Genomic DNA, 21,901 nt, shown 5'->3' with positions numbered 1-21,901 from the left:
CGCCCGTTGAGGCGGCCTTCTTTTTATGCGCGCGCCAGGGAGGGTTGCCCCCTGGCCGTGAGCGGATCAGAGCAGCTTGCCCGAGCCCAGCAACCCAGCCGGTTCGACTTCGCTGCCGGCTTCGGGCTGGCTGCCCGCCTGGAACGCGACCCGGCGCAGCGCGACCGGCAGCGGCCCGAGCTGCCGCGGTGCCCTGGCTTCTTCCTGCACATCGTGGCTGCCGTGGCTGCCGTGACTGCTGTCTGCCGGCACGGTCCGCTCCGGCTTGCGCGAAGACTCGCCGAGCGAGGAGTATGGTGCATATTCCGGCACGATCGACTGCACCGCCGTCTGTATGCTGACCTCGTCGCGGGAGTCGCAGGCCGCGTAGAGCCTGGCCAGCTTTTCCCGTAGTTCCGTCTCCTCCAGGCGCGGCTCCTCCGAGCACATGATGCGTTCGTGCTCGCTCGGCGTGACTTGCCCGCCGATCAGCAGCTCTTCGTAAAGCTTTTCTCCGGGGCGCAGGCCGACGAACGCGATCTCGATGTCCCCGTTCGGGTTCTTGCTGGTGCGTTCCACCAGCCCCGCCATCTCGATCATCGTCCTGGCCAGGTCCACGATGCGCACCGGCTGCCCCATGTCCAGCACAAACACCTCGCCGCCGCGCGCCATGGCGCCGGCCTGGATCACCAGTTGCGAGGCCTCGGGGATCAGCATGAAGAAGCGGATGACATCCGGGTGGGTGATCGTGATCGGCCCGCCCGCTTCGATCTGGCTGCGGAACAGCGGAACCACCGAGCCGGAAGACCCGAGCACATTGCCGAAGCGGACCATCGCATAGACCGTGCGGGTACCGGGCCGGGCCGCGGCGGCCTGGAAGATCAGCTCCGCGATGCGCTTGCTCGCGCCCATCACATTGGTAGGCCGGACGGCCTTGTCGGTCGAGACCAGGACGCAGGTCTGCACGCCGAAGCGATCGGCCATGTTGGCGATGGTGAGCGAGCCCAGCACGTTGTTGCGAATGCCTTCGGGCATGTTGTCCTCGACCAGCGGAACGTGCTTGTACGCCGCGGCGTGGTAGATCGTGTCGACCTGCTGGCCCTGCATGGCCGCGGCCACCGCATTGGCGTCGCACACCGAGCCGATGCGCGCCATCAGCTGCACCCCGGGGAAGGTGCGGCGCAGGTCCTGCTCGATCATGTACAGCGCCCACTCGGAATGGTCGAGCAGAATGATCTTGCGTGGCTGCTGCGAGGCGACCTGGCGGCACAGCTCACTGCCGATGGAACCACCTGCGCCAGTCACCATGACAACCTTGCCGTGCGTGCACTTGGCGAACAGCGCCTCGCGCGGCGGCACGGGAGGCCGGCCGAGCAGGTCCTCCAGCTTGACTTCGCGGATCGACTGCATGGTGATCTTGCGGTCTACCAGTTCCAGCAGCGTGGGCAGGGTGCGCACGCTCACGCCACACCGGTGCAGCTTGTCCAGGATCCGCTTGCGCTGCTCCGGCGACAGCGATGGCACCGCCAGCACGACTTCGTCGACGCCCAGCCGCTGCAACTCTGCCTTCAGGCGCGAGGTATGGAACACCGGCAAATCGGCGAACGTGTGGTTGCCGAGCGAGCGATCGTCATCGAAGAAGCAGACGGCCTCGTGGTCGACGCTGGCGCGCATGGCGCTGGCGAGCTGGAAGCCGGCCTCGCCGGCACCGTAGATGGCGACATGCCGGGTCGGATGGCCGCGGGAGGTGCGCCACAGCTGGGTGCGCCGTACCAGGGCGCGGATCAGGAAACGCGAGATCACCACGTAGGCGAAGGCAATGAACCAGTAGATCAGCAGGCCTGCGCGCGGCAGGCGGCTATCGTTGATCAGGAACGATACGGCGTAGGTCAGCCCGACCAGGGCCGCCATGCTGATGCCGGCCGCCCATAGCACCTTCAGGTCGATATACCGCAGCACGGTCCGGTAGAGCCCGCTGAAGGCCAGCACCGGGATCGTCAGCACCGCGATGAACAGCGGCGGCAACATCCCGTACTGCAGGATCAGTCCGCCGTCGCCGGCACGCAGCAGCAGCGCCAGCGTGAAGCACAGCGGCAACGCGAGCAGGTCGACCGTCATCATCACGACGATCTTCTGCCGGCGCGTCAGGGACACGGGACTTGGCAAGCGCATGCCGGTCATGGGCGCACCTCCTGCCACGTCAGTCGGGCCACGCCGTCCGGCATCGCCTCCAACATCGTCATTGCTGTCCGCACGCCCTGGGACCGGCAGGGGGCGGGTACCGCTCTAAGCATCCATATCGGTGTGTTCATGGCACGGCTCTTCTTGTTCCCGTTCAGGGCGAACGCCACCCGCCGGTACGTTGCGTGCCGGCTACTGGCGGCGCTTCACGCGGCACGACGTGCCGGTGTGAATCGCTTTACTGAAAGCTATCGTGTCTGCACGGGGTGGCGCAATTAGGCTACGTGCGCTGCCGAACGCGGATACGGCGAAGGGTGGGGCGAAGGGCGGGGCGCGCGGCGCGTGTGCGCAGAAACGGGTACGCATGCCGGCCGGGGGAGAGGACTCGCGGGGCCGCAAGGCGGCGTTGCAGGCCCTGCCAGGCGGGAGAACGGGCACCGCCGAGGCATCGACGGACGATACGCAGGCGCTTGTTTGTGGCCCGCAGAAATGGGTACGCCCGGGTCATGGCCCGGGCTTGCATGTCGCTCAGTCGCGCGGCAGCGGGGTGCCCAGCCCCGCGGTGCCGGCACGCTCGCCCAGTTCGGCGCGCGGCCCGCGCAGCAACTGCCACAGGCAGCCCGCGGTGGCGTAGAAATCGCCGGCGCCGCGCGCGCCTGCGGTGCGCAGGTCGCGGCCCAGCGCGTGCGGCAGCGCCAGCAGCAGGAACAGGGCCGCCTTCACCGGGCGCCGGTGGCCGCGCCGGTAGCGCTGGCAGGCCACATACAGGCGCGCGGCTTCGCAGGCGGGGCCGGCGCGCTCTGCGCGCGCCGCGGGGCGTGTGGCAGGCAGGCGCTGGTTGACCGCGCTTGTGACCAGCTCGATGCGGTAGCCCAGCTCCTGGACCGCACGGCCGGTCAGCTCGAACTCGTCATAGCCGCCGGCAAGCTGCTCATCGAAGTGCACGTGCTCGAACAGCTCGCGCGGGAACACCGCGCTGTGCAGCAGCACCGAGCTCAGGCGTTCGCCGCGCCGGTAGTCCTGCGTGGGGTCGCCCAGGAACGCCGGCTTGCGCGGGCGTCCCGGCTGGCCCTGGCACACCTCGGTGCCGGTCAGGATCAGCGGCGTTGCGCAGCCGGCCATGGCACGGCGGATATGGTCGTCGGCAATGCACTCGGTCATCTGCTGCAGGAAGGTCGGGCCCAGCAGGGTCCAGTCGTCCAGGAACAACACGTGCGAGCCGGTGGCCGCGCGCAAGGAGCGGTTCCGGTTGGCAGCCCCGGAGCGGCGCGGGCCTTCCAGGTAAGTGATGTCCGGATAGTCGCGGCGCATCATCTCGCGCGTGGCGTAGCCGCTGCTGTCGTCGGTGACGATCAGCTGGTGCGGCGGCATGGTGGATTCGGCGACCGACTGCAGCGCGCGCTGTAGTCCCTCGGGATGGTCGCACGTAAGGATGCACACCGAAAAGGTGGGCAGGAAAGTGCTTGCCGGCATGGTTGACCCCTCCGATGTTCGGCGTGAGGCTGGCACGCGCGCCGGCGCCGTCTGGCGCGGGCACGGCGCGGTGCCAGTGAAGCTGCTACAGCGTCTGGCTGGTGCTGCGGAACGGGGCTTCTGCGTGCGGCGAACCCACCACCGAGCGGCTGCTGTCGCGCGTGAACGGTTCGTCGCCGCTGACCCACTCCAGCGTCGCGCCGCGCTGCAGGGCGGCGTAGACCGCTTCGCCCTTGTTGCGCACCTTGAGCCGCTGGTACAGCGTGCAGGCGTGGCTCTTCACCGTCGCCACCGAGATGTTCAGCATGCGGCTGACCGTCTTGATCGGGTAGCCGCGTGCCAGCAGCACCAGCACTTCGTACTGGCGCGGCGTGATCTTGAGCATTTCGGCTTCGCCGTAGCTCGGCTCTTCCTCGGCCATCGGCACTGCGCTGGGGGCAGCTGGCGCGGCCAATGGCTGGCCCGGCCTCAGGTCGGTCAGGTCGCGCACCGCCACGGCAGCGCGCGGCATGCTGCGCGGCGCACTGGCGCAGGAGGCGAGCGAGAGCGAATCGGTGGGCAGGCTCGCCGGCAAGGGCAGCGGCGCTGCCGAGGCGAGCGACTGCACCGCCGGCATGGCTGAACGCGAGGCAGAAGGCGTGGCTCCGGTCTCGGCCGAGAACAGCAGGCCTTGCACTCCCGATATGGCCAGGCGGATGGCCGCCTCGATTACCGCCAGCGAGGCAGTTTTCGGCAGGCAGCCGCACACCCCGCGGGCACTTTCCGGATTGGGCACGTGCAAGGGCAACACGTCGGCCAGGATCAGCACACGCTGCGGCTGCAGCAAGGTCTGGGCCTGTTCGAGTTGTGCCCAGCCCGGACCGGGTTCGGCGGGCATGCCGAACACGAGCAGGTCTGCATGGTGGTGCCGGCTATCGAGCCTGGCGATGTCCGCGGGCGCAATGGCTGCCACCTGGGCGGATTCCTGGATGTTCTCGAGCATCTGCAACAGCCCGAGCCGGAGCAGCGGATGCTCCTCGATCAGCAACGCGTTCATTGACTTCACTCCCCGTTACTCGGGAGCGGACTGCGGGACGCTTTGCGTATGGAGGACAGTGCAGGACGGCAGCCACCATTAGTGTCTGACCGTGTGTATGACCCCCATGCTTCCATGCCCCGGCAGTCCCGTTCTTCTGGATGGAACTTGTCGATGGCTGGATGGTTGACCCGAACCCGAACCCGAAAGATTCTCGCTCCTAAATCGGCTTAAATTCATCTTATGGGCTGGTTGAGTGGATTGCAAGCGAGCTGAATTGGGACGAGACAGGGTGGGAATGACAGGCCCGTCATAATCCTTTAAGAATTCACCCGAATGCGCCATACCAGGTTCCGCAAACGCCGCCCTGGCAGCGGGTTTCGGCAGTTTCACCGATGTGACACTTGTTTTTAAAATGGTTGCAGCACTGAAACAGATCGCATTATTCGAAGCCCTCATGAGAGGGTTTGGTAACCCTATAGTGGGGTGTACGGAATATATGGTGCATGCAGGTGACGCAATTATGAAACGGCAGCTTGATACGATGTTTCGTAATATATCTGCGCGATAAATGACCCGCTCGGGCGCATGGCCTAGTGCTTCTGGATGAGGGGGTGCTACACCCTCGGAATGAGACCTGGAACGGCTCGTGCACCGGCCTGCACCGGGCTTGCCACCAACTGCGTCCGACAGGGTGGCAAGCCGGTACCGGGACCCTGGTCCGTCAGCGGGTTCGTCAGCGGGTCCAGTAGCCGGGGCGCATCACCCAGCCCTGCGGTCCGCGCACCCAGCGGTCGGGCACGAAACGGTGACCCGGGCGCTGCGCCTGCCAGTAGCCGGGGCGCCAGTCGTAGCGGCCGCGCGCGCCGGCCCAGTGGCCGGGCACCCAGACCTGGCCGCGGCGTGCGGCGGGATGCGGCTCATAGCGCGGCGGCGGCGGCGGATGGCCATAGCCGCGGGCCTCGGCGGTGGGATGGGCTTCGGCGGGGGCGATGAGGCCGAAGGCGCCGCCCGTGGCGAGGACGGCTGCGGCAAGCATGAGCTGGCGTTTCATGGGAAGGCTCCTTGTGGGCGGTCGTTAAGGCAGACAGTCGATCAGTCAATCGGTTTGTGGATCAATCCGTGGATCAATACCGGTCGTAGTGATGGTGGTAGCGGGGCGGCGGTCCGCCGCGCGGCGGCACGACGATGCAGGCGGAAAGCAGTGCGGCCGTGGTGGACAGCAGCACGACCAGGGAGAGGGCGCGTTTCATTTCTTGGGCTCCTGCGGGATCGCGTTGGACACGGCTTCAATGTAGCGACCGGCCCCCTCGCTGCGTGCTTGCACTTGTAAGGCTGTCTCACATGGCGCTGAATCGCGCGAGATCGGGCGCGCGGTGCCTGGCGATGCCTGCGGAGCCTTGCGCGGCAAGGCTCGCGGGGCGCGGGAGCGGCACTGCCGAAGGGTGCGGCAAGCGCACGGATGGCGTAATGTGACGTTACATCGGAAATAGATCTTGCAAGCAAACGGGAGCCCGCTGGCGGCGCCAGGGTAGCGGCGTGATGGTGGCGGGCGCATTGCCGCGGCGACGCAGAAACGGGTACGGTCGGCGGGTTTGCCGGGGTCTTGCGCAGATGGGCCCGGACGGTGCAGCATGCTTCAGCATGGCTCGCGCTGCGTACCGGATGGGTTCGTTACGGTGCGCGCGGGATCCCGGAAGGCCGGGGTACGGCCGCTCCGGGCCACCGCGCCAATGGCACGAAGCTTGCGCCTGGGCCATTGCCAGACGGAGCCCGGTCGGGCCAGGAAGCGGAATCTGCCACGTGTGCTTGAAGGAGGCGCCATGCCAATCATGCTCATCGTGCTTGCCTTGCAGTTCTTGCAGGGACTGTCGCCACCCGCCGCGGCGCTGTTCGCGCTGCCCCAGGAGTTGGAGGCGCCGGATGCCACGGCCACGGTCGAAACCGCGCTGACTCGCTGACCTGCCGCCAACGGGCGGTGGCGCTCCGCATGGCTTCGATCCATCCACGCCATTGTCACGGAGTCAGCATGAACCGCAGCGAAGTCACCGATCTCATCATCGAAGCCAAGGTCCGGCGCGGCATTACCTGGGCGCAGGTTGCCGAGCGCGTCGGCCGCAGCAAGGAATGGACGACGGCCGCGTGCCTCGGCCAGATGGCTTTCGACGCGGCCGGGGCGCGCGCGGTGACGGAAATCTTCGGGCTGCCGCCCGAGGCAGAGGCCTGGCTGCGCGAGGTGCCGTACAGGGGCTCGCTGCCAACGGCGGTGCCGACCGATCCGCTGATCTACCGCTTCTACGAACTGATCAGCGTGTACGGCACCACCTTCAAGGCACTGATCCACGAGGAGTTTGGCGACGGCATCATGAGCGCGATCGATTTCCGCATGGACCTGCAGCGCGAAGCCGACCCCAACGGGGATCGGGTGCGCATCGAGATGTCGGGCAAGTTCCTGCCCTACAAGACTTACTGAGGGCTGTCAGCGGCGGCGCGCGCCGTGACCGCGGACGCCGGCGCGGCATAAGCCGCGCCATAGCCGGCCGGGTCCAGCCGCAGCGTCAGCACGCCCACCAGCGCGGCGCAGCCCAGGTGGTACCACCAGCCGGCGGCAAAACCGCCGGTATGGGCCTGCAGCATCGCGGTCAGCCACGGCGCCAGTGCCGCCAGCAGGAAGCCGCCGCCCTGCATCAGCGCGCTCAGCGTGCCGGCGCTGTCCGGGTCGGGCAGGTGGTCCAGCGCCACCACAAGGTACAGCGCAAAGCAGCCGCCCAGCCCCGCGCCGCCGATCATGGCCCAGGCATAGGGTGCCGCGTCGGGCCAGAGCGCCAGCCCGGCAAAGCCTGTCACCTGCATCGCCAGCGCCAGCACCATCCACCCGCGCCGGTCCACGCGCCGTGCCGCCAGCGCCGGCAGCAGCAGTGCCGCGCCGGCCTGCGCCACGGCCATCAGCGCCACCAGCGCGCCACTGGCGGGCGCGCTCCAGCCATGCCCCTGGTAGAACGGCGCCAGCCACGCCACCAGCGAGGCATAGCCGCCGTTCATCACGCCAAAGCATCCCATCAGCAGCCACGTGCGCGGCCGGCGCAGCAAGGCGCGCGTGGCGCCGCGCGACGGTTGGCGCGCCGCGGTGGCCGTGGCAGTCGCGGTGGCGCGAGGCAGCGCCACCCATGCCAGCGCCAGCGCGGCCAGCGCCGGCAGCGACCACAGCGCCAGCGCCTCGCGCCAGCTGCCGGACAGCTCTGTCACGTACGGCGAGAGCTGCGCCCCCAGCGCACCGCCGCCCATCAGCGCGGCCGAGTACAGCCCCATCACCGGGGCCACGCGGCCCGGGAATTCCTGCTTGACCAGTCCCGGGCAGGCCGCCTGCACCACGGCCACGCCCAGCCCGCACAACGCCGCCGAGGCGATCAGCCAGCCGCCGCCGGTCACGCCGAGGCGCAGCGCGCAGGCCGTGCCCAGCAGTGCCAGCGCCCCCAGCACCGCGTTGCGCGCGCCCAGGCGTGCACGCAGCGCGGGGCCGAAGAACGCGCCCACGCCCATCAGCAGCATCGGCAGCAACGTCAGCCAGGCCATGCCTTGGTACGTAAGCCCGGTGCCCGCGCGGATCGACGGCGCGAGCGGCCCCACCGCGGTCAGGAACGGCCGCAGGTTCAGGCCGATGCCCGCCACTGCCGCCAGCACCAGCCAGCGCGCCGGGGCTCCCCTGCTGCGAGCGCACGCCGGGGCGCTGGCGAGGTCGGATGCCTGTGCCATGTCCGCCATGTCAGCCGCGCGGGGAGCGCGGGCCGTAAAGCTGGGCGGCGGACAGTTCCACCGCCACGCGCGTCAGCGGCAGCGGCGGCGGATCCAGCGGCAGGCGCAGCGCCTGGTAGGCGGCTTCACTGGACATGCCGTAGGGCGCGGCGTCGTTGTTGTCGAAGGCGTAGTAGACCGCCTGCACGCCGGCCATGGTCATGGCCGCCAGGCACATCGGGCAGGGGTGGCCGCTGGCGTAGACCACGCTGCCGCGCAGATCCGGACGGCCCAGCTTGCGCGCCGCGGCCCGCACCGCTTCCATTTCGGCGTGGGTGGTCGGGTCGTGGCTGTGCACGATATCGTTGACGCCGGTGGCAATGGCCTGGCCGTCGATGGCCAGCACGGCACCGAAGGGACGCCCGCCGCGGTCGCGGTTGGCCGCGGCAAGGCGCACCGCCTCGCGCATGAATTCCTGGTGAGTGGTCATGGTTTTGCAGGGATCCGAATAAGTGAGTCCACGCTCGCAAGACTTGCGGCATGGCTGTTGGCAGGCTGCACACTCTACGCCGGGGCTTGGTGATTGGGAAATTAAATGATGAAATCGCCTGCAGTGGAAAACCCAATGAAAGGCCGGCCATGCAGGACCCCCGACTCGATCCCGTGCTGTTGCAGAGTTTTGTTGCCGTGGCGGAAAGCGGCAGCTTTACCCGCGCCGCGCAGCGCGTGCACCTGACGCAATCGACCGTCAGCCAGCAGGTGCGCCGGCTGGAAGACCAGCTCGGCTGCGTGCTGCTGGATCGCGGCGGACGCTACGTGGTGACGACGCCGGAAGGCGAGCGGCTGCTGGGCTACGCGCGCCGCCTGCAGCAGCTGATGGCCGAAGCGGTCGGGCAGTTGCGCCAGAGCGCCGGCCAGGGCGAGATCCGCATCGGGGTGCCGGAAGATTTTGCCGCGCGGCCGCTGACGCCGGTGCTGGCCGGGTTTGCCGACGACTGGCCCGGGGTTCGGCTGGAAGTGACCAGCGGCATGAGCCACGAGCTGTGGCAGCGCTTCCAGGATCGCGAGCTGGACCTGGTGCTGGTCAAGCAGCGCGTGGCGCAGGCACCGGGCATGGCCAGCTGGCCCGAGCCGCTCTGCTGGATCGACAGCCGCAGCCGCCCGGCGGTGACGCGCGATCCGGTGCCGCTGGTGGCGTTTCCCGCCGGCGGGCTGTACCGCGGCGAGATGACGCACGCGCTCGATGCCGGCGGGCGGCGCTGGCGCATCGCCTTTGTCAGTGCGAGCCTCGCCAGCATCCTGGCCGCGGTGGCGGACGGGCTCGGCATCACACTGCTGCCGCGGCGGCTGGCCACGGCGCACCACCAGGTGCTGGACGGCGGCGGCTGGCCGGCACAGGTGCCCGACGTCGAACTCAGCCTGCACGCGCAGCCGGACCTGCAGGCCCCGGCGCGCGACATGGCCGCACGCCTGGCTGCGCTGTGTGACCGCGTGATGGACCCCAACCCGGCCCCCGGCGCCGCGGCGCCGGAAGCAGGCTAGCGCAACGGTCAGCCGAAGAATTCGTTGTAGTAGCCGGTGCAGGTGCCGGACGGACGGAAGGTGTACGGCAGTTCGGCGAGCGCGGCGGCCTCGAGCGAGCCGAAGGGGATGTCGGGCGCGTTCAGGCTGGCGGCGTCGGTGGCGTCGGATTGGTGGGCAGGGTGCAGGGCAAGGGCTTGCGAAGTCATTTTCAGTGCGTCGAAGGGCCGGCCGGGCCGGCGGTTGGCAACGCAACAATCCTAATGCGCCAGGCGGCCGGGATCAGCCCCCCTGCCTTGAACACACTGTTGCGCAATCGCATCCAATCATGGCGCCTTGGGTGACGTTGACGGCGGATGAGAACAACTCGCGAGTTGCGCCGACGCCTTGCGCGGCAGGGTCTATATTGGCCGAAGGGCCACCCCGGCCGGGAACCCTCCCGGCCGGCCAGCCAGCCAACCGGGAGCGCGCCATGCCAGTCCCACCGTGCTTTGCCGATCGCCGCGAAGCCGGCCATTACCTCGGCCGCCACCTGGCGGAACTGGGCTTCGGCGCCGACAAGCTGGGCCAGCCGGCGCTGGTGCTGGCGCTCCCGCGCGGCGGCGTGCCGGTCGCCTTCGAGGTGGCGCGCGCCCTCGCGGCGCAGCTTGACGTGCTGCTGGTGCGCAAGATCGGCGCCACCGGTTACCCGGAGCTGGCGCTGGGCGCCGTAGTCGAGGGCGATGCCGGCGGCGGCGGGCCGCATACGGTGGTGAACGACGATCCCTGGGCGCGCCGCGCGGTGGAAAGCGGCAGCTTCGATGCCGAACGCGGGCGCCAGCTCGACGAGATCGCCCGGCGCCAGCAGCGCTATCGCGGTGGGGCGCCGGTGCCGACGCGGGCCGGGCGTACCGTGATCGTGGTCGATGACGGCGTTGCCACCGGGGCGACCATGCGCGCCGCACTGGAAGGCGTGCGCATGGCCGGCGCCGCGCGCGTGATCGCGGCCACGCCGGTTGGCGCGCTGGAAGGGCTGGCCAGCCTGCAGCCCGCCGCCGACGAGGTGATCTGCCTGAACACGCCGCCCAACTTCGGCGCGGTCGGCTCCTTCTACCTGGATTTCACCCAGACCAGCGACGACGAGGCACTCGGGCTGCTGCGCCAGGCGGCCACGACGCGCGCCGGCTGACGCACAGGCCGGCACAAGCAGGCCGGCACAAGCAGGCCGCCTCAGTTCCGGGCGGCCAGGCGCCGCTTCAGGTGCGGCACCAGCCCGCCGGCGGCGAGGATCTCGCGCAGGAAGCCCGGGATCGGCTCGCACGCCAGCGTGCTGCCATCGTCCAGGCGCAGCAACGCGGTCTCCAGGTCCAGCGCCGCCCGGGCGCCGTCGGCCAGCCGGCCGGCGTCCGCGCATACCAGCACCGGCAAGCCCAGGTTGATCGCATTGCGGTAGAACAGCCCGCCGAACGACAGTGCTACCACCGCGCCTACGCCCAGCTCGCGCAGCGCCTGTGGCGCCTGCTCGCGCGAGGAGCCGATGCCGAAGTTGGCGCCCGCTACCACCACATCGCCCGGTCGCACGCTATCCGGAAACTCCGGGCGCAGTGACGCCAGGCAGTGCCGCGCCAGCACGGGCAGCGGCGATTTCATCAGCACGGCAGGGGCCATGGCATCGGTGTCGACGTTATCGCCGAAACGCCAGATGCGGCCGGCCGGGGCGGGGCCCGGGGTTGGGATGGTAGGGGCAGTCATGCAAAGAGATCTGGCCCGCCTGCGCGGGCACGTGGTCAGGCTGCGTCGTTATTGATGATTTATGCCAGCAAGGTGCGCGGGTCGGTAATGCGGCCGGTGACGGCGCTGGCGGCCACGGTCATCGGCGAACCCAGCCACACCGCGCTGCCCGCATCGCCCATGCGTCCGGAAAAATTGCGGGCGGTCGAGGCGATGGCACGGCTGCCGGCGGGAAAGCGCGCGGCGCCATAGCCGGCGCAGGCGCCGCAGGCATTGGGCAGCAGGCTGGCGCCGGCCTCGGCCAGGATGGCGAGCGTGCCTTCGCGTTCGGCCTGTTGCTGGTCGCGGCGCGAGGCGGCGGCCACCTGCAGCGTGACGCCCGGTGCAACGCGGCGGCCGCGCAACACGCGCGCGGCCATGCGCAGGTCTTCGAGCTTGGCGCCGGTGCAGGCGCCAAGGTAGGCGATCTGCACCGGCTCGCCGGCGGCCTGGTCGACCGGCGCGCTGTTGGCCGGCGAATGCGGCGCGGCCACCTGCGGCGCCAGCGCGGCGGAGTCGAAGCGGTGGTGCGCCAGCACCGGCGCCTGCGCGTCAGTGCGCCAGTGCGCCAGGTCGATCTGCGCCAGCACGTGCGCCGGCACGCCGGCCTGGGCCAGCCAGTCCAGCGTGACCGCATCGGGTGCGACCAGGCCGGTCTGCGCGCCCAGTTCGGCGCTCATGTTGGCCAGTGTCATGCGCTCCTGCAGCGGCAGCGCGGCGACGGCGCTGCCGGTGAATTCAAGCGCTTCGTAGCGTCCGCCACCCATGCCGAGCGTGGCGCACAGGAACAGCATGATGTCCTTGGCGCAGACCCCGGGTGCGAGCACGCCGTCCCATTCCAGCCGGATCGTATGCGGCACGCGCAGCCAGATCTCGCCGGTGGCCAACACGCCGGCCATCTCGGTGGCGCCCACGCCGAACATATAGGCGCCGAACGCGCCGCCGGTCGGGCTGTGGCTGTCGCCGCCGACGATCAACCGGCCCGGCAGCACATGCCCGCGTTCGGGCAGCACCACGTGGCAGATGCCCTCGGCATCGATCAGCTCGGCGCCGGCCTGGCGCGTCCAGTCGCGGGTGAAGCGCAGGATCGATTCGGCCTGTGCATCGCCACCCGGCACGAAGTGGTCGGTCACCACGACGTAGCGCGACGGGTCCCACACGCCCACCCCAAGCTCCTGCAGCAGTGGCGCGACGCGGCGCGGGCCGCTGGAGTCATGCGACATCGCCAGGTCGACCCGGCACATCGCCACCGTGCCGATCTCGGCGTAGTCCAGCGCGGCCGCGCGGGCGACCAGCTTCTGGGCCAGCGTCGCCGGCCTCGTGGTTGCCGGCCTGGCAGTTGCCTCGGCGCAAGGGGAGTCCGCAAGCATGCTCATTCCGGCGATGCCCCCGAATACTTGACCACCGAGGCCCAGCGCTTCACGTCCTGGCGGACAAAGCCGGCGAACGCCTCGGGCGCCATGCCAACCGGCTGCGCGCCGTCGTTTTCCAGGCGCTTGCGCACCGCCGGCGATTCCAGTCCCTTGCGGGCTGCCTGGTAGAGCGCCTGGGTGAGTTCGGCCGGCATGCCGGCCGGCCCGAACAGGCCGAACCACGCGCTCGACTCGAAGCCCTTGACGGTCGCGCCGATCGGCGCGGCGCCCGGGAACTGCGGCAGCGGCGCCGGGCTGGTCACGCCCAGCACCTTGAGCTTGCCGGCGCGCACGTGCGGCAGCACGTTGATCGTGCTGGCGAACATCAGGTCGCACTGGCCGGCCAGCACGTCGGTGAGCGCCGGCGCGGTGCCCTTGTACGGGATGTTGACGATATAGGTGCCGGTCATCATCTTGAACATGTCGCCGGCCATGTGCAGCGACGAGCCGACCGAGCCGATGGCGAAGTTCAGCTTGCCCGGCTGCGCGCGCGCCAGCCGGATCAGCTCGGGCACGTTATTGGCCGGCAGCCTGGGCGTGGCTACCAGCACGCTTGGCACGGTGGCGACCAGGGTGATCGGCGTGAAATCCTGCACGGGGTCGAACGGCAGCTTCTTGTACAGCGTGGCGTTGATGGTGTGGCTGGTGAAGCTCATCAGCAGCGTGCTGCCGTCCGGCGCGCTCTTGGCGACCAGGTCGGCGGCGATATTGCCGCCGGCGCCGGGGCGGTTCTCGACCACCACGGACTGCTCCAGCAGTTGCGACATCTCCTGGGCGATGGTGCGCGCCAGCGTGTCGGTGGTGCCGCCGGCGGGGGCGCCCACCAGGATCCGGATCGGCTTGCCGCCGGCAATCCCCTGCCCGTGGCCCTGCCCCTGGGCGGCGGCGGCGAGCGGCAGGATCAGCCCGCAGGCGGCCATGGCGGCAACCCGGCGCAGCGCGGTGCGGCGAGCGTGCGCGGGCGGAGACAAACGGGTCGGGCTGGACGAAACCAGGCGGAACACTGGCATGACGACTCCTCGCTTGATGTGATCAGGAGAGCGCAGTATCGCCCGACTCCGGGTGCCCGCGCATCCTTTGCCTTAGCGGCGCGCGGGCAGGCTTAGTCGCGCAGGCCCGGGCGGGTTTCGCTTTCCACCCAGACGTTGGCGCTGTCCACGCCGGCGGGCGACAGTTCCATGCGGTACTCGTAGCGGTCGGGACGGTACTGGCCGAGCAGCAGCTGCACCGGGCGGCCGGCCTGGTCTTTCACCACGCGGCGCACCGCCAGCAGCGCGCCGCCGACCGGCACGTCCAGCAGCGGCGCCACCACCACGTCGGCCAGGCGCGCCGACAGCACCTGGCTGGCACGGCCCAGCTTGACGCCGCCGGCTTCGAGCAGGCGCAGCACCGGCGTTTCCTCGAGCGCCTTGCGCGAGATCGGGCGGCCCAGGTCCGCGGGCAGGTAGACCGTGATATGCGACAGCGGCCGGTTGCGGTAGTGGCGCACGCGCACGATCTTGATGACAGGGTCGCCCGGCTGCAGCCCCAGCGACTCTGCCACGTCGGGCGTGGCATGGACTTCGTCGATCGAAATCACCTTCACGGACGTCTTCTGGCCCATGTCGATGATGTTGTCGAGCAGGCTGGAGCCGCGCTCCTCGGTGGCCGATGCGGGGCGCACCGGGTGCGGATTGACGAAGGTGCCGAGACCGCGGTGGCGCCGCACCAGGCCTTCCTGCACCAGGCGGTCAAACACGCGCCGCATGGTCACGCGAGAGGCGTGGAACTGCTTGGCCAGGTCGATCTCTCCCGGGAGGGGACCCTGGCCGAAGCGGCCTTCGACGATCTGCTGGCGCAGTACCACGTAAATCTGGTGATACAGGGGAACGACGGCTTCACTCATGGTTTCCCTTGTGGAGAGATGACAAGTCTGTAATGCCTCTAATGTACTGTAAATCAGACATAGAGCCTAGCAAGGATCGCGGCTGAGACGCTTCGGATACAACCTCCGCGCGCGGCGCTGCAGCATGACCGCCCCTTTGCGCCAAGCCTGTGGCCGATCACACGCCATCGGCCGCGCGCGTGCCGGTGGCGCCGCGCCGGGGCCGGGTGGCACCCCGCCCGGGTGAAGGCAACGATGGCCGGAACCGTGCGGCGAAAAACGGACATCACCGCTATGTGTGGGAGCCCACATGGGCGGCGGGGGCGGCACCTCGGGGATCGTGTTTCAGGCCCGATACGTGGCATGGCGCCTCGGGCAAATCCTAGGTCCGTCGGTAAGGCTTTGAAAATTAATGGGTTTTTTTAGGGTCTTGGCGTTACCCCTGAGCCGCGTCAGGGGGCGCTGTCACACCGATGTGACATGTCGTTTGCCGTGCACAGCGGCCGGGCCCCCATTGATGGCGCAAGCGGCCAGAAAGTTCCCCGGCTGGCGGCAGGCAGGCCTTGTATTACAAGGGTTTGCCGTCCGACGTGGAGAAGCTGGCACCGATTATGCGCAAGGGCTGGTCGGTTTGGCAGGTGCCGGACCTGAACCTCCAGCCGTCGTTCCGGACTTGAGCGCCGGCCGGAGGCTGAGCCGCAGTGACACTGTGAATACTCCTGGGAGCTAGGAATGAAAAAGACCTTACTGGCGTCGGCAATTGCCATGGCATTTGCGAGTTCCGCGTGGGCAAATCCGACCACCAACAACGATGGCGTAAGAGGCGGTGGCGATAACAATCAGAGCGCTACGGCAACCTCGACGCAAAGCGGGTCCGGAGCGTCGGCGAATGAATATTCGAAGGCTATCCAGGCGAACGACAACAGCTCGCGTACGTTCACCGACAGCAGCACGAGCACGAAGACCAACACCGTCACGGTCGGCATCGACAAGTCTGGCTCGAATAACAAGACCAAGAGCAATTCCGACAACGTAACGAAGGCTTCGGCCTCCGGTCTCGGCAGCGCCGCTGCCGTCGGCGGTGCCGCATCGTCCAGCATTGCCAGCTCCTTCAACAAGACCACGGCAATCGCGCTCAGCAAGCTGAACGGCGCCGTGAGCGGCAACAATGTCTATGGCATCGGCAACATTGCCACTAACAGCGGTAACGCCAACGGCGGCACTGGCTACGGTGGCAAGGGTGGCACGGGCGGCGCCGGTGGCACCGGCCAGGGTGGCTCGGGCGGCAACGGCGCAGTCGGCGCCGCGGGCGGCAGCGCCAGCGCTTCCAATGGCAGCGCCACGGCTGATTGGGCCAAGGCCGGCTCGGCCAAGGCCGGCGATGGCGGCGACGGCGGACGTGCCTCCAACTGGGGTGCCAATGGCGGCGACGGCTATGGCAAGGGTGGCAGCGCGCTTAGCGCGGCGGGCGCCAAGGGCGCCAGCGGCGGCGACGGCTACGGCAAGGGCGGCGGCGCGCTTGGCGCGGCAGGTGCCGCGGGCGCCAGCGGTGGCGACGGCGTTGGCAAGGGTGGCGGTGCTCTGAGCGCTTCGCTCGGTGCAGGCGGCCGCGGCGGCAGCGCCGGTGCGATCGGTGGTGATGCCCTGGGTGCCAGCGGCGCCCTTGGCGGTCTGGCCGGTGCGGCAGGTGGCTCGGGTGGTGCGGGTGGCAGCGCCAATGGCCGCGGTGCCGACGTGGGCGGTGCGGGCGGTGCGGGTGCCGGCGCAGGCGCGACCGGGACCAATACGGCTGGTGCTGGCTCTGGCACGGGCGGCGCCGCGGGCGCTACCGGTGGCACAGGCGGTGCCGGAACCTCCAGCGCATCGGCGACCGGTGGTGCGGGCAGCGGCTCCGGCGGTGCCGGTGGCACGAACGGTGCGGGCGCCACGGCAGCTGGCGGCGCGGGCACGGGCAGTGGCGGTGCCGGCGGCACGAACACCGCGGCCTCGTCGTCGACTGGCGGCGCGGGTTCGGGCACTGGCGGTGCCGGCGGCACGCAGACTGCTTCCGGTGGCGCCGGTGGCGCTGGCGGTGCGGCATCTGCAGGCAGCGCCAGCACTTCAGCCTCGAACGGCAGCGCTACCACGGGTAGCGGCGGCGCCGGCGGTTCCGGTGGTGCTGGCGGTGCGGGCACCGGCGGTACCGGTGGCGTTGGCGGTGTCGGCAACGGCGGCGCTGGCGGTGCTGGTGGTGCTGGCGGCTACAACTACGTCGACGCGGGTACGTTCAATATGTCCAACGTCATGACCAGCGTTGGTCAGACCGCGGCGGGCGTCATGATGGCGAGCCAGAACAGCGGCGCCGCCTCGCTGACGCAAATGAGCGTGAACGTTCAGGCCAACGTCAACGCGGGCAGGTAAGACGCGCGCAGCATCGGCCCGGCCTGAGCCTTGTGCCAGGACGGGCCGCCACTTCGAAGTCTTGCCGGCAGGACTGGCGCCCGCATCCTGTGCGCGGGCGCCAGGTTCCTGTCCATGCCTACGCAAGCCTAAATGTCTTCGCTGCCGCCCGGATGGCGCGCGCGCGGGGCTGGGGAGGATGACACCATGCAAACGGTCCGCTTTGCCGTCGGAGCACTCACGACGGTCCTGCTGGCCTGGCCAGCACTGCAGGCTCACGCAGAGCCGCCGGGGCTGGAAGCCGCCATGGCTGCCGCAAGCAGTGCTGCGGCAGGCACTCAGCAGGCGGCGACAGATACAACGCCTCCCGCCGCAGTCAATACTTTGTTTGGCGGGGTGGCGAAAGCTGTACCCGTGTCTAAACTAGACGATATCCGCGGTGGCGCCGAGGTCACCGTGAACGATATGCGCCTGCACGGCACGGTCGCTGAAAACGCCGCGGTCAATGTCGTATCCGGCGCAAACCGGATCACCGAAGGAGCTTTCGCGAACGCGGCCGGCATACCTACCGCGATCCAGAACTCCGGCTCCAACGTGCTGATCCAGAACGCAACGATCGTCAACGTCCAGTTCAGATGATGAAGCTGCTGCGCAACCTGTTGGCGTCTGTTCCGTTCGCACTGGCGGCGGGGCTCATCCCCTGTGCCAACGCCGCGGATGTCTATCTCTACGGTCCGGTCGGCGAACCCTACAGCGTCAGGGTCACCAGCGTTCGCGAAGCGCGCTTCAAATCCACGATTCGCCAGCAATACGATTTCAGCTGCGGCTCGGCCGCGGTGGCCACGCTGCTGACTTACCAGTACGGCCATCCGATGAACGAGGCCACGGTGTTCCAGAACATGTACCTCAACGGCGACCAGGAAAAGATACGTGCCGAAGGGTTCTCGCTGCTGGACATGAAACGTTTCCTGGGCGCGCTGGGCTATGAGGCGGACGGCTATGAGCTGCCGCTGTCCAAGCTCGAGGAAACACAGATCCCTGCCATCGTGCTGATCGTGGAAAACGGTTACCACCATTTCGTGGTGGTCAAGGGTGTGAAAGGCAACCGCGTACTCGTCGGCGATCCCGCGCGCGGCACGAGAGCGCTTTCACGCGAGCACTTCGAGAAGATCTGGCAGAGCCAGTTGTTGTTCGTGATCCACAACCGCACGGACAACGCACGCTTCAACGTGGCTGCGGACTGGCGCCTGGCGCCCAGCGGCCCTTACTGGATGGGAGTCAACCGGGATAGCCTGTTCTTCACCGTCATGCCCAAGCATGGCGTTGGCGACTTCTGAGGAATGCATCATGTTGCAGACTTCCCTCCCGACCCCTGCTGCACCGCGAACCGCCATTTCGGCGGCGGCGATGCTGCTCGGTGCCGGTCTGGCCTGTGCCGGCGTGGCGCATGCCGGTTCGCTAGCGCAGCCCGACAGCCTTGACCCGTCGGCGCTGCCGTCGCAGGCGGCCACGTCGGCCCGCGACCAGGACAACTCACCCGTGGCTGCCGCGCGCGGCAGCATGGCCGGCTGGAAGCCGGTCGCACAAGAAAAGCTCGACGACATGCGGGGCGGCTTCGAGATGCCGGGCCTGCAAGTTGCGTTCGGTATCGAACGCGCGGTGTACATCAACGGGGCCCTGGTCGTCGCAACCAGCATTAACATCCCGGACGTCAGCCGCATCACAGCGGACCAGGCGGCTCGGCTGGCAACTTCGCTCGGTCCGGCAATCGTCAATGCCACCAACGCGTCGGTCAACGCCGCGCTGGCCAGCAATCCAGTCACCGCAGGCACGCAACTGGGCTCCAGTGGCGGCAGTGCGAGTGCAGGCAGTGCAGGCAGTGCAGGCAGTGCCGGCGCTTCGGCGTCGGCAGCGGGCGCTGCCGGAGGTAGCTCGTCCTCAGCCTCGGCGGCCGCGGGTGGCAGCGCCAGTGCCAGCGGGGCTGCCGGCCTGCCCGGCACGGTCGTCAGTACGGGCACTGGCCAGGTGACGACCAACGGGTTGCTCAATGTCATCCAGAACGGCGCTGGCAACGCGGCCGCGGTGGGATCGCTGGCCGGCACGCCCACCACGGTGATTCAGAACAGCATGGACAACCAGAGCATCCGGAGCCTGATGACAATCGACGCAAGCGTGAATACGCTGCAGGCTTTCCGGTCGCAATTGGCTAACTCGACGCTGCAGGATGCGTTGATGCGGGCCGCCAGCATGAGGTAATCGTAGCGCAGCAGAGGGCAGTACAGGTTGCGGGCTCCTGACCAACAGCCCGCCCGTCCCGGGGGAGGAAGACGTGATGAAGAAGCGGTCGATGCAGGGCATCCGGAATGCCGGATGCTCGACGTTGCTGTTGCTCGGCGGCCTGGCACAGGCCCAGACGCCGACCGATGCGGGCGTCCCCGCAGCGGGCCTGGAAACGTTGCAAAGGGAACTCGCCGATCAGGCCACCCAGCTCGACGCCATGAAGCGGGCACTGGCCGAACAAGAGGCAGTCATCCGCGAGCTGCGCAGCGTCATCAGCAACGAAGTGCTGGCCACCAAGCGCGGCGGCCAGGGTGTCGGCGGCGGTGTGTCGCCGTCCAACAACGCCACCAATGCCGCCACCGCTGCAGCGGCGGCCAGCGCGGCGCAGAGCGCGCCCAATGCGGTCAACAACCCGCAGCAGATCACGCTGCAGCCGCCGCAGGATGTCGCGCAGGGCCCGCAGGCGGGCGAGTCCGCCAACCCGCAGACCGTGGCCGTGGAAGAGCCCGTGGGCCGTCCGCCCGAGCGCGAGACCCGGCCGCCCGAGATCGCGCCGATCATCGACCAGCCCGGCGTGCTGACCGCGCAGGGCAAGCTGGTGGTCGAGCCTGGCTTCCAGTACGGCTACTCGTCAAACAACCGCGTGGCGCTGGTCGGCTACACGGTCATCCCCGCCATCCTGATCGGCCTGCTCGACGTGCGCGAGGTCAAGACCTCGACCTACATCCCGTCGATCGCGCTGCGCTATGGCGTGACCAAGCGGTTTGAAATCGAAGCCAAGGTGCCTTACGTGAAGACTTCCGGCTCGACCATCAGCCGCGAGGTCTTTACCGGCACCGCCGTCGACAACGTGTTCAATGCCAGCGGCGCCGGCCTGGGCGACGTCGAAGCGACGGTGCGCTACCAGCTCAACTACGGCAACGAGAAGATGCCGTACTTCGTCGGCTGGCTGCGCTACAAGTCGGCCACCGGCAAGGATCCGTTCGAAGTGGTGACCGATTGCGTGACGCGCTGCGTGGGCAATACCACCGGCACCGGCCTGCCGCTCGGGCTGCCGACCGGCACCGGCTTCCAGGCGCTCCAGCCGGGTATCACCTGGCTGCTGCCAACCGATCCGGCGGTGTTCTTCGGCACCTTCAGCTACCTGCACAACTTTGCGCGCAACAACGTCAGCCGCACCGTACTCAACGGCCAGACCGAAAACCTTGGCAAGATCGCCCCGGGCGATATCTTCGAGTTCAGCTTCGGCATGGGCCTGTCGCTCAACGAGAAGGCGTCGTTCAGTATCGGCTATGACCAGGCCATCATCTGGCCGACCAAGCAGAACGGACAGACCGTGCCGGGCTCGGTGCGCATCACGCAGGGCACGCTGCTGGTGGGCTATTCGTATCGTTTCAATGACCGCTACACGCTGAACCTGTCGGTGGGTGCGGGCCTGACGCGCGACACTCCCGACCTGCAGGTCAACCTGCGCCTGCCGATCACTTTCTGAGGCGCTTTCGCTGCGCCTGTCGAGGCGCTTTTCGGAGCGCTTTTCGGAGCGCTATTCCAGGCGCTTTCCCGCCGTATTTCGCTCACGTGACGCGTGCCTTGCACCAGCAGGGCACGCGCGCGCATCACATGCGCGCGCGCATGCCAAGCGCTCCAGAAGTTGCCTTGCGCTTGCCCCCCGAACGGCGTACAACGAAATAACCCCGCGCCGTCAGCGGTACTTTCTCACCGGTCTACCCACACCATCGGCGCGGCCTGAACAAGGAGAGAGACATGCGCAAACGCATCTTCTGGTTGTTGCCCGACCTGGCGAGCGCCCGCCGCACGATGGACGACTTGCTGCTCGCCCGCGTCGAGAACCGCCACATCCACTTCGTGGCGCGCGACGGTGCCGACATGACGGGCTTGCACGAAGCCAACCTGTTCCAGACGTCCGACATCGTCCATGCCGCGGAAATGGGCCTGGTGGTCGGCGGCGGCGTGGGCGTGGTGGCTGGCGCGGTGGTGGCGATGTTCCCGATCGTCAGCGATACGCCGCAATGGGGCCTCGTCGGCGTGCTGGCGGTGCTCGGCGCGGTGTTCGGCGCCTGGGCCGCGAGCATGATCGGCAGCTCGGCGCCCAACAGCCGCCTGCGCGCGTTCGAGAAGGACATCGAGTCGGGCAAGATCCTGCTGATGGTCGACGTGCCGCGCGGGCGCGTCGAGGAAATCGAAACGCTGCTGCAGAACGCTCACCCGGAAGCCCGCTTCGCCGGCCTCGATCCGGCAGTGCCGGCCTTCCCCTGATCGGTCCGCAGCAAGCCTTGCCGTCCTGACGGCAAGGGC

General features: G+C 68.7%; 23 protein-coding genes. 10 read left to right on the top strand and 13 right to left on the bottom strand.

The window, feature by feature from the left end; all coding sequences use genetic code 11:
* Positions 1–66 precede the first annotated feature (66 nt).
* From LPA45_RS26050 to LPA45_RS26030, 5 genes are all read right to left on the bottom strand, one after another.
* Positions 67–2,160 carry a polysaccharide biosynthesis protein gene (locus LPA45_RS26050; protein WP_376790656.1) on the bottom strand — a complete coding sequence of 698 codons (2,094 nt, stop codon included), beginning with the start codon at positions 2,158–2,160 and terminating at the stop codon, positions 67–69.
* A gap of 528 nt (positions 2,161–2,688) precedes the next feature.
* Positions 2,689–3,633: a glycosyltransferase family 2 protein gene (locus LPA45_RS26045; RefSeq protein WP_317921683.1), complete on the bottom strand. Its 945-nt coding sequence runs from the start codon at positions 3,631–3,633 to the stop codon at positions 2,689–2,691.
* Positions 3,634–3,718: 85 nt separating this feature from the next.
* Positions 3,719–4,669, bottom strand: coding sequence for a LuxR C-terminal-related transcriptional regulator (locus tag LPA45_RS26040; RefSeq protein ID WP_116319246.1), 951 nt, complete (start codon positions 4,667–4,669; stop codon positions 3,719–3,721).
* Positions 4,670–5,384: 715 nt separating this feature from the next.
* A complete protein-coding gene (locus LPA45_RS26035) occupies positions 5,385–5,702 on the bottom strand; it encodes a YXWGXW repeat-containing protein (protein WP_116319248.1) in 318 nt (105 codons plus the stop codon).
* Positions 5,703–5,775: 73 nt separating this feature from the next.
* On the bottom strand, positions 5,776–5,901 hold the full coding sequence (locus LPA45_RS26030; RefSeq protein WP_255519748.1) for a hypothetical protein: 126 nt from the start codon (positions 5,899–5,901) through the stop codon (positions 5,776–5,778).
* 570 nt (positions 5,902–6,471) lie between these two features.
* Between LPA45_RS26030 and LPA45_RS26025 the strand changes: the two genes are divergently transcribed.
* The gene (locus LPA45_RS26025; RefSeq protein ID WP_199414570.1) at positions 6,472–6,609 is read left to right on the top strand and encodes a hypothetical protein; all 138 of its coding nucleotides are present in this window, start codon (positions 6,472–6,474) and stop codon (positions 6,607–6,609) included.
* Between the two features lie 68 nt (positions 6,610–6,677).
* Entirely contained in the window at positions 6,678–7,121 is a 444-nt protein-coding gene (gene cynS, locus LPA45_RS26020) for a cyanase (protein WP_116319250.1), read from the top strand.
* Here the strand turns inward: cynS and LPA45_RS26015 are convergent.
* Together LPA45_RS26015 and LPA45_RS26010 are read right to left on the bottom strand one after the other, a co-directional pair.
* On the bottom strand, positions 7,115–8,401 hold the full coding sequence (locus LPA45_RS26015; protein WP_116319348.1) for a cyanate transporter: 1,287 nt from the start codon (positions 8,399–8,401) through the stop codon (positions 7,115–7,117). The two genes, cynS and LPA45_RS26015, sit on opposite strands and share 7 nt — an antisense overlap.
* A gap of 10 nt (positions 8,402–8,411) precedes the next feature.
* Positions 8,412–8,870 (bottom strand): nucleoside deaminase, encoded by a 459-nt coding sequence (locus tag LPA45_RS26010; RefSeq protein ID WP_116319252.1) that lies wholly within the window; start codon positions 8,868–8,870, stop codon positions 8,412–8,414.
* 149 nt (positions 8,871–9,019) lie between these two features.
* On the opposite strand from LPA45_RS26010, the gene LPA45_RS26005 reads away from it, so the two are divergent.
* Entirely contained in the window at positions 9,020–9,922 is a 903-nt protein-coding gene (locus LPA45_RS26005) for a LysR family transcriptional regulator (RefSeq protein ID WP_116319254.1), read from the top strand.
* A gap of 8 nt (positions 9,923–9,930) precedes the next feature.
* On the opposite strand, the gene LPA45_RS26000 is transcribed toward LPA45_RS26005, so the two are convergent.
* Entirely contained in the window at positions 9,931–10,110 is a 180-nt protein-coding gene (locus tag LPA45_RS26000) for a hypothetical protein (RefSeq protein ID WP_116319256.1), read from the bottom strand.
* 263 nt (positions 10,111–10,373) lie between these two features.
* Here LPA45_RS26000 and LPA45_RS25995 point away from each other — a divergent pair, with 263 nt between their 5' ends.
* On the top strand, positions 10,374–11,069 hold the full coding sequence (locus LPA45_RS25995; protein WP_116319258.1) for a phosphoribosyltransferase: 696 nt from the start codon (positions 10,374–10,376) through the stop codon (positions 11,067–11,069).
* A gap of 41 nt (positions 11,070–11,110) precedes the next feature.
* Here the strand turns inward: LPA45_RS25995 and LPA45_RS25990 are convergent, their stop codons facing one another.
* The 5 genes from LPA45_RS25990 to LPA45_RS25970 form a co-directional block, all read right to left on the bottom strand.
* Positions 11,111–11,632, bottom strand: a complete 522-nt coding sequence (locus LPA45_RS25990) for a 3-isopropylmalate dehydratase (protein WP_116319260.1) — start codon at positions 11,630–11,632, stop codon at positions 11,111–11,113.
* A 59-nt stretch (positions 11,633–11,691) separates the two neighbouring features.
* Positions 11,692–13,020 (bottom strand): 3-isopropylmalate dehydratase large subunit, encoded by a 1,329-nt coding sequence (locus LPA45_RS25985; RefSeq protein WP_116319262.1) that lies wholly within the window; start codon positions 13,018–13,020, stop codon positions 11,692–11,694.
* A gap of 2 nt (positions 13,021–13,022) precedes the next feature.
* Complete coding sequence (locus LPA45_RS25980) at positions 13,023–14,072, bottom strand: tripartite tricarboxylate transporter substrate binding protein (protein ID WP_116319263.1); 1,050 nt, start codon at positions 14,070–14,072, stop codon at positions 13,023–13,025.
* 92 nt (positions 14,073–14,164) lie between these two features.
* Positions 14,165–14,947 (bottom strand): GntR family transcriptional regulator, encoded by a 783-nt coding sequence (locus LPA45_RS25975; RefSeq protein ID WP_116319265.1) that lies wholly within the window; start codon positions 14,945–14,947, stop codon positions 14,165–14,167.
* A gap of 818 nt (positions 14,948–15,765) precedes the next feature.
* Entirely contained in the window at positions 15,766–16,026 is a 261-nt protein-coding gene (locus LPA45_RS25970) for a hypothetical protein (RefSeq protein ID WP_317921687.1), read from the bottom strand.
* Positions 16,027–16,081: 55 nt separating this feature from the next.
* Here LPA45_RS25970 and LPA45_RS25965 point away from each other — a divergent pair, with 55 nt between their 5' ends.
* The 6 genes from LPA45_RS25965 to LPA45_RS25940 all read left to right on the top strand — a co-directional run bounded on the left by LPA45_RS25965 (position 16,082) and on the right by LPA45_RS25940 (position 21,862).
* Entirely contained in the window at positions 16,082–17,326 is a 1,245-nt protein-coding gene (locus tag LPA45_RS25965) for a hypothetical protein (RefSeq protein ID WP_317921688.1), read from the top strand.
* A gap of 186 nt (positions 17,327–17,512) precedes the next feature.
* The gene (locus tag LPA45_RS25960; RefSeq protein ID WP_116319269.1) at positions 17,513–17,944 is read left to right on the top strand and encodes a hypothetical protein; all 432 of its coding nucleotides are present in this window, start codon (positions 17,513–17,515) and stop codon (positions 17,942–17,944) included.
* Positions 17,944–18,642, top strand: a complete 699-nt coding sequence (locus tag LPA45_RS25955) for a C39 family peptidase (RefSeq protein WP_116319270.1) — start codon at positions 17,944–17,946, stop codon at positions 18,640–18,642. The genes LPA45_RS25960 and LPA45_RS25955 overlap by 1 nt, the downstream gene beginning before the upstream one ends.
* Positions 18,643–18,652: 10 nt before the next feature.
* Positions 18,653–19,561, top strand: coding sequence for a flagellin (locus LPA45_RS25950; protein WP_317921689.1), 909 nt, complete (start codon positions 18,653–18,655; stop codon positions 19,559–19,561).
* 76 nt (positions 19,562–19,637) lie between these two features.
* Positions 19,638–21,077, top strand: a complete 1,440-nt coding sequence (locus tag LPA45_RS25945) for an acetate kinase (protein WP_116319274.1) — start codon at positions 19,638–19,640, stop codon at positions 21,075–21,077.
* A 272-nt stretch (positions 21,078–21,349) separates the two neighbouring features.
* A complete protein-coding gene (locus LPA45_RS25940) occupies positions 21,350–21,862 on the top strand; it encodes a DUF1269 domain-containing protein (RefSeq protein WP_116319276.1) in 513 nt (170 codons plus the stop codon).
* Positions 21,863–21,901 lie beyond the last annotated feature (39 nt).

It is taken from the genome of Cupriavidus sp. Agwp_2 (assembly GCF_040784895.1).
In the GTDB taxonomy this organism is placed as follows: domain Bacteria; phylum Pseudomonadota; class Gammaproteobacteria; order Burkholderiales; family Burkholderiaceae; genus Cupriavidus.
This window is presented reverse-complemented; position numbering and strand designations above follow the sequence as displayed.

What these genes read in the sequence shown, in the direction of transcription:
- LPA45_RS26050 (WP_376790656.1), bottom strand. Translation starts at nt 2,160, where the DNA reads ATGACCGGCATGCGCTTGCCAAGTCCCGTGTCCCTGACGCGCCGGCAG.
- LPA45_RS26045 (WP_317921683.1), bottom strand. Translation starts at nt 3,633, where the DNA reads ATGCCGGCAAGCACTTTCCTGCCCACCTTTTCGGTGTGCATCCTTACG.
- LPA45_RS26040 (WP_116319246.1), bottom strand. Translation starts at nt 4,669, where the DNA reads ATGAACGCGTTGCTGATCGAGGAGCATCCGCTGCTCCGGCTCGGGCTG.
- LPA45_RS26035 (WP_116319248.1), bottom strand. Translation starts at nt 5,702, where the DNA reads ATGAAACGCCAGCTCATGCTTGCCGCAGCCGTCCTCGCCACGGGCGGC.
- LPA45_RS26030 (WP_255519748.1), bottom strand. Translation starts at nt 5,901, where the DNA reads ATGAAACGCGCCCTCTCCCTGGTCGTGCTGCTGTCCACCACGGCCGCA.
- LPA45_RS26025 (WP_199414570.1), top strand. Translation starts at nt 6,472, where the DNA reads ATGCCAATCATGCTCATCGTGCTTGCCTTGCAGTTCTTGCAGGGACTG.
- cynS (WP_116319250.1), top strand. Translation starts at nt 6,678, where the DNA reads ATGAACCGCAGCGAAGTCACCGATCTCATCATCGAAGCCAAGGTCCGG.
- LPA45_RS26015 (WP_116319348.1), bottom strand. Translation starts at nt 8,401, where the DNA reads ATGGCACAGGCATCCGACCTCGCCAGCGCCCCGGCGTGCGCTCGCAGC.
- LPA45_RS26010 (WP_116319252.1), bottom strand. Translation starts at nt 8,870, where the DNA reads ATGACCACTCACCAGGAATTCATGCGCGAGGCGGTGCGCCTTGCCGCG.
- LPA45_RS26005 (WP_116319254.1), top strand. Translation starts at nt 9,020, where the DNA reads ATGCAGGACCCCCGACTCGATCCCGTGCTGTTGCAGAGTTTTGTTGCC.
- LPA45_RS26000 (WP_116319256.1), bottom strand. Translation starts at nt 10,110, where the DNA reads ATGACTTCGCAAGCCCTTGCCCTGCACCCTGCCCACCAATCCGACGCC.
- LPA45_RS25995 (WP_116319258.1), top strand. Translation starts at nt 10,374, where the DNA reads ATGCCAGTCCCACCGTGCTTTGCCGATCGCCGCGAAGCCGGCCATTAC.
- LPA45_RS25990 (WP_116319260.1), bottom strand. Translation starts at nt 11,632, where the DNA reads ATGACTGCCCCTACCATCCCAACCCCGGGCCCCGCCCCGGCCGGCCGC.
- LPA45_RS25985 (WP_116319262.1), bottom strand. Translation starts at nt 13,020, where the DNA reads ATGCTTGCGGACTCCCCTTGCGCCGAGGCAACTGCCAGGCCGGCAACC.
- LPA45_RS25980 (WP_116319263.1), bottom strand. Translation starts at nt 14,072, where the DNA reads ATGCCAGTGTTCCGCCTGGTTTCGTCCAGCCCGACCCGTTTGTCTCCG.
- LPA45_RS25975 (WP_116319265.1), bottom strand. Translation starts at nt 14,947, where the DNA reads ATGAGTGAAGCCGTCGTTCCCCTGTATCACCAGATTTACGTGGTACTG.
- LPA45_RS25970 (WP_317921687.1), bottom strand. Translation starts at nt 16,026, where the DNA reads ATGCTGGACGATGCGGCACCGCCGACGGCAGCGGCGCTGCCGAGACCG.
- LPA45_RS25960 (WP_116319269.1), top strand. Translation starts at nt 17,513, where the DNA reads ATGCAAACGGTCCGCTTTGCCGTCGGAGCACTCACGACGGTCCTGCTG.
- LPA45_RS25955 (WP_116319270.1), top strand. Translation starts at nt 17,944, where the DNA reads ATGAAGCTGCTGCGCAACCTGTTGGCGTCTGTTCCGTTCGCACTGGCG.
- LPA45_RS25950 (WP_317921689.1), top strand. Translation starts at nt 18,653, where the DNA reads ATGTTGCAGACTTCCCTCCCGACCCCTGCTGCACCGCGAACCGCCATT.
- LPA45_RS25945 (WP_116319274.1), top strand. Translation starts at nt 19,638, where the DNA reads ATGAAGAAGCGGTCGATGCAGGGCATCCGGAATGCCGGATGCTCGACG.
- LPA45_RS25940 (WP_116319276.1), top strand. Translation starts at nt 21,350, where the DNA reads ATGCGCAAACGCATCTTCTGGTTGTTGCCCGACCTGGCGAGCGCCCGC.